This is a genomic window from Delftia sp. ZNC0008, from assembly GCF_000799035.1.
Taxonomy (GTDB): Bacteria; Pseudomonadota; Gammaproteobacteria; order Burkholderiales; family Burkholderiaceae_C; genus Comamonas; species Comamonas tsuruhatensis.
Genome location: NZ_JTKZ01000014.1, coordinates 1 through 5,659, shown reverse-complemented (window position 1 = coordinate 5,659; position 5,659 = coordinate 1). Strand labels below are relative to the sequence as shown.

At 67.6% G+C, this 5,659-nt stretch carries 5 protein-coding genes; 1 reads left to right on the top strand and 4 read right to left on the bottom strand.

The annotated features are described in order from the left end of the window. The 3 genes from L995_RS00315 to L995_RS00305 all read right to left on the bottom strand — a co-directional run. Nucleotides 1–1,319, bottom strand: a 1,319-nt coding sequence (locus tag L995_RS00315) for an amidohydrolase family protein (protein ID WP_047468039.1), incomplete at its 3' end; no start/stop codon positions are given. Next, nucleotides 1,316–2,818 carry an FAD-dependent monooxygenase gene (locus L995_RS00310; protein WP_231574324.1) on the bottom strand — a complete coding sequence of 501 codons (1,503 nt, stop codon included), beginning with the start codon at nucleotides 2,816–2,818 and terminating at the stop codon, nucleotides 1,316–1,318. The genes L995_RS00315 and L995_RS00310, both read right to left, overlap by 4 nt. 55 nt (nucleotides 2,819–2,873) lie before the next feature. Next, complete coding sequence (locus L995_RS00305) at nucleotides 2,874–3,920, bottom strand: porin (protein ID WP_074923124.1); 1,047 nt, start codon at nucleotides 3,918–3,920, stop codon at nucleotides 2,874–2,876. Between the two features lie 286 nt (nucleotides 3,921–4,206). On the opposite strand from L995_RS00305, the gene L995_RS00300 reads away from it, so the two are divergent. Further along, on the top strand, nucleotides 4,207–5,139 hold the full coding sequence (locus L995_RS00300) for a LysR family transcriptional regulator (protein WP_047468033.1): 933 nt from the start codon (nucleotides 4,207–4,209) through the stop codon (nucleotides 5,137–5,139). Nucleotides 5,140–5,212: 73 nt separating this feature from the next. Here the strand turns inward: L995_RS00300 and L995_RS00295 are convergent. After that, nucleotides 5,213–5,659 (bottom strand): hypothetical protein (locus tag L995_RS00295; RefSeq protein WP_047468032.1); only part of this gene is annotated, 447 nt, incomplete at its 5' end.

The window sequence follows — 5,659 nt, the reverse complement described above, 5'->3', positions numbered from 1 at the left end:
CCGCGTTGCGACACGAACGCGCGCTGGCGCAGCGCATCCAGATCGACATGGAGCATGCGGCCATGGCGCTTGACCGCCCTGCCCGCGACGAAGACGCTGTCCACATTGCCCGGATGGGCAGCCAGCACCACCGCGCCCACGGCGTCGCAGACGGGCGCCAGGTTGATGTCGTCGGTGCGGATCAAGATGACATCGGCCTGCTTTCCAGGCGTCAGCGAGCCGATCTTGTGCGACAGGCCCGTGGCATGTGCACCGGCCACCGTGGCGAACTCCAGCACATCGCGCAGCGAAAGAGTAGGCGGCGCGTGCTCCACGCGGCAATGCCGACCACCCATCCAGGATCGGTAGTAGGCGAAGGCATGGCGCATCTGCGTGAACATGTCGCCCGAGCATTTGGTCTCGGTGTCGCCGCTGAGGCTGGGCCGGATGCCCACGGCCAGCATGCGGTCGAACGGTATGTCGCCTATGCCCTGGGCGTTCATCTCGCAGTGCACGCCCAGCGAGGCACTGACCCCGGCATCGGCCATCATCGCAATCTCGTCGGCGCCGCTGAAGCAGCAGTGCACAAAGGTCAGGTCATCGCCCAGCACGCCGGCCTCGTGCATCTGCGCGATCGCCCGCACCTGCGCATTGCGCGCATAGGCCCCCATGTGGATGGTCGAGCGCAGTCCCAGCTCGCGCGCCAGCCGCAGATCGTCCAGCCAGACCTCGCGCCGCGCCATCTCGGGGCCGCGCCCGGCCATGGCCAGCGTCAGCAACTGGTCGTCGCTGGAGAAATAGCGGGCGCGCAGCCGCCTGATGTCCTGCGGATGTCCACGCTGGCTGTCAAACATCCACGACGCGCCATCCACCAGCGGCCAGCCATGGGCGAACACACCACGGATGCCCGCCTCGCGCAGACCCAGGATGGCGGCGTCGGCATGCTCGGGCGAGTTCTGCACATGCGACCAATCGAGCATGGTCGTGATCCCGCCATCCAGGGCCGACACGGCGCCCAGCAGCGTGCCCACATGCACGTCCTCGGCGCGGTAGCCGGCCCCCCTGGCGCCCAGCATCTCGGCGAAGTAAATCTGCGGATCGATGTCCGCGTAGCAATGGCGCACGCAGCTTTGCCAGGTATGGCGGTGCGTGTCCACAAAGCCCGGCAGCACGATGGTGTTGCGCGCATCGATGCGCTGGGCATGCGGTGCATCGATGCGCGGGGCCACGGCAGCGATGCGCTCGCCCTCGATCAACACATCGCCGCTGCGCAGCTCACCAATGCCCGGGTCCATGCTGATGATCCAGCCGCCGCTCAGCAGCAAGCATTCCTCGCTCATGCCGCCACCTTCAGCCAGCGGGCCAGTTGCGCCTGCACTTCGCCGGGCCTGGCCAGGCCGTCACTGGCCCAGGCCACATAGGCGTCAGGCCGCACCAGCAGCGCCTTGACCTGGGCCATGGACGCCGGCGCATGGGCGGCGCGGGCCTGCAGCACCGTGACGGGCAGGCCCTGCACATCGAGATCCGCGAACTGCCGGCCCGTGCCGTCCAGATCGAGCAACAAAAAGTGCCGCTCGCGCAGCAGTTGCGTGACGCTGGCCGAGCGCCCGTCCAGCAGCAGCAGATCGATATCGGGCATGCGGTGGCCGGCCAGCGCATGGCTGCCCGGCTCGCTGCGGTATGGCGCCTCCAGGCCGCACAACTCCAGCACCAGCTTGCGCTGTACATCGGGCAGGGGAACGATGTGCTGGGCCATGCGCCGTTTGAGCGCCACCGCCTCCGGCCCGAAGCTGAACTGCAGCGCGCACTGCGCCTTCACGCTCTCCAGCAGCGCGTGCATCACCGGCAGCCGCTCGCTCTCATAGGTGTCGAGAACGGCATCGCCGGCCAGACCCCTGACCACGAGAGCGAGCTTCCAGCCCAGGTTGAAGGCGTCCTGCAGGCAGAAATTCATGCCCACACCGCTGGATGGATAGTGGATACGCGCGGACTCGCCGACCAGCAGCACCCGCCCCTGCCGCAGTTGGGGCACGGCCCGCATCTGGTCGTCGAAGCGCGAAGCCCAGCGCAAGCCCTGGATGCCGTAGTCGGTGCCGTGCACGTCGCGTATGCACTGCAGCGCCTCCTGCAGCGTGACGGGCTCGTCCTTGGGCGCATGCATGCGCTCGCGGTGCACGATGTTGAACCGCGTGATGCCCTCGCCAAACGCATAGCCCCGTACCCAGCCCAGTTCGTTGTCCGCATTGAGCCGTCCGCCGGGCCAGGGCGCGGTCAGTTGCGCATCGATCACCATGCCCCGGAACGTGCCCGGCCGGCCCTCGAATGCAATCCCCGCCTGGGTACGCACCACGCTGCGTCCCCCATCGGCCCCGACCAGATACTTCGCCCTCAACGTGGTGACGGCGCCCTGGGCTTGCTGCGGGTCTTGCACGTCCACTTCCACACCGTCGGCATGCTGGCGCAGTGCCGTCACCTCCATACCCCGGCGGATCTGCGCCCCGCACTCTTGCGCCCACGCCCAAAGAAGATCCTCGGTCATGTTCTGGGGCAGGCCCAGCGTGAAGCCGAAGCGCGTGTGCAGATGGCGCCATTCGATGGGATGAAAGCCCGCCCAAATGTGCGATGGCCGGAACGGATAGTCCACGATCTCACGGGTCTTGCGGATGAATCGGTCCGCAATCCCCCGCGCGTCGAACAACTCCAGCACCCGGGGCAACAGGGTGCCCGCACGCGACTGCACGCCCTGCGTGCGCCTTTCCAGCACCAGCGTGCGCGCGCCGGCCCCCGCCAGTTCGGCCGCCATGGTCAGCCCCGACGGGCCCGCTCCCACCACAATCACATCCCACTGCATCGCATCGCCCCCATTCACATCGAAAAACCTGTGACCCACCGGCCTAGAAGGCGTGCGTCACGCCCACTTCCAGCGCCAGTTGGCGCCGCCCCGAGGCCGGAGCCTGATTGCGCATCACGGCCTTTTGCCCCTCCCCGGCCTGCTGCACCACGCCCAGCACATACAGGCTGGTTCGCCGCGACAGCGCGTAGTCGGCATGGGCGTGCGCCTGGCTCCAGCGGTAGGAGGCCAGCCGCGTGAACGCATAGCCGCCGCCCACGCGCAGCGCCGGCGTCACATATTTGTAGAAGCCCAGATCCAGGGTCTGCGCCCGCTCACGCCGGCCCAGGGCCGACAGGCGCGTATGGCTGTAGTTGCCCATCCAGCGCCAGCCATCGCGGGTGTAGGCCAGGCCCGCCGTACCGGTCTCCTGGTCCTGGGAGATCGCTGTGGCCGGCGCCTGGCTGAAGTCCTGGCCGTACAGCCGCGGCACGCCCAGCCTCAGCCCGGGCGCGTAGGGAACGCCCTTGACCGATTCCCAGATGGCCACCGCCTGCAAGGGGCCATCGGTGTAGCCCAGTTGGGCGCCCACCACTCGCCCCGTGTGGGTGGCTGAATCCCGCTCCGCCGCGCCGTACATCGCGCCGAACTGCCAGCCGCCGCGCACGGGGGACTTGTACTTGAGCGTGTTGTTCAGTGCCGTGCCTACCGTGCGGTCCAGATTGCCTGGATGGGTGGCCAGCAGCGAGGTGAACCGCTCCGAGGTGAAGGGCACGGCGTCGGCCAGCAGGTCGTACATCGCCCCCATCGTGAAGCTTCCCCAGGTGGCCGAAGTCAGGCCCACATAGCTCTCCAGTGGCGCCATGGTCCCCGTATCGGTGAATACGTACTGGCTCCAGCGGAAGATGGCCGACAGACCGCCTCCCAACGACTCGCGCCCCGACAGCGCGATGGAGGGCGCCGCATGGGTGCCCGTCTGCTGCAACTTGCCGCCACCTTCCGAATCCCGGGTATAGAGCACGCCGGCGCCCAACAGTCCCGACAAGGTCAGGCTCGATGTCAATGGCTGCCCCTGGGTTTGGGCTTGGGTTTGGGTTTGGGCCTGCGTCACCGGCTGGGACTGGGCAGCTACCGGCAGCCCCGTGCCGGCGCCGCACAGGCCCGCCATCAGGCACAGGCCGCTGCGCACGCGAGCGGCAGGGAAAAGAGGGCGTGGTCCATCGCCCGATTCGCGTCGTGTAGGCAATCCGAACATGTATGTCTCCGAAATGGATGCGCCCTGCATGGAAGCGCCTGTGGTTTTGCGGGTCCGGAGCGGATGATCGACCTCGGGAAGACATACGTAAAATTTATTGTTTAAATTCAATCCATTTGCACAGCAAATACGGAGACGCGCCATGCGCTTTCACAAGCTCGACCTGAACCTGCTGGTTGTCCTCGACGCCCTGTTGGCCACGCACAGCGTGAGCAAGTCCGCCGAGCGGCTTTTCCTGAGCCAGCCCGCGACCAGCCTTGCGCTGGGGCGGCTGCGCGACTACTTCAAGGACGAGCTGCTGGTCTCAGTGGGCAAGACCCTGGTGCCCACGCCGCTGGCCAACGAGCTGGCCAAGCCCGTGCGCGATGTGCTGCTGCAGATCCAGACGATCGCGCATGCCCGGCCCTCCTTCGATCCGGCCACCTCACAGCGGCGCTTCACCATAGAGTCCTCCGACTACGTGATCAGCGTGCTGCTGACACAGGTGGTGCGACGGGCCGCCACCCTGGCGCCGCTGATGCAGTTCGACCTGCGCGCCATCAGCCCGCAGACGCCCGAACATCTGGACAGCGGAGAGGCCGAGCTGCTGATCGCCCCCGAATTCGCGAAAGTGGCAGGCCACCCCTTCGAGCCTTTGTTCGAAGATGGCTTCTCCTGCCTCGTCTGCGCGGACAGCCCGCTACTCGACGGCCCGCTGACGCCAGCACGGTATTTCGATGCGGCCCACATCGGCGTGGAATGGGGCGGCGGCAGGCGCACCACGTTCGACGCGCGGCTGATGTCCACCGGCAAGCGCAGCCGCCGCCAGGAAGTGATCGCACCCAACTTCACCCTGCTGCCGGAGCTGCTCGTGGGCACGCAGCGCATTGCCACACTGCCCACTCGCCTGGCGCAGCACATGGCGCGGCGCTTTGCGCTGCAGGTGCTGCAGTGCCCGGTGGAGATTCCCCGGTTCACGGAATTGTTGCAATGGCACAAGCACCAGGAGCGAGATCCGGCCATCGCCTGGCTGCGCTCCCTGATCCGCGATGCCGGTGCCAGCCTGGACCGGCTCGCCCCGGACGTGGGACATTGAGCTGGTGTGGGCTGTGGCATGGTGGGCTTGCGCTCGCCACTGGCAGCCGCCCTGCACGCTCAAAAGGGCCGTTTCAGAACAGGCTGCGCTGCGGCAGCAAAAGCGACGGATGGTAGAGGCTGCAATCGAGCCGCAGCGGCTCGCGGTTGAATCCATGCCGACGGCAGGCCAGGGCGAAGCGCTGGCGCAGCAGCTCGGCCCAGTGGCCAGTACCTTTCATGCGCTGGCCGAACTCGGCGTTGTACACGCGGCCGGCCTCGCGCTGCTCGCCCAGGATGCCGTGCAGGTCGCGCACGCGCTCCATCACGCGGCGGGCGCGGTCGGGGTAGTGCACCTGCAGCCATTGCTCGAACAGCGGCGCCACTTCCCAGGGCAGTCGCAGCACGGCATAGAAGGCGTGGCGCGCGCCTGCGCCGGCGGCCGCCTCCAGCACCTTCTCCAGGTCTTCGTTGATGAAGGGAATCTGCGGTGCCAGGCTCACGCCCACGGACACGCCCGCCTCGGTCAGCGCGCGGATGCT

Coding starts and splice junctions, on each gene's coding strand:
- L995_RS00300 (WP_047468033.1), top strand. CDS start 4,207: ATGCGCTTTCACAAGCTCGACCTGAACCTGCTGGTTGTCCTCGACGCC.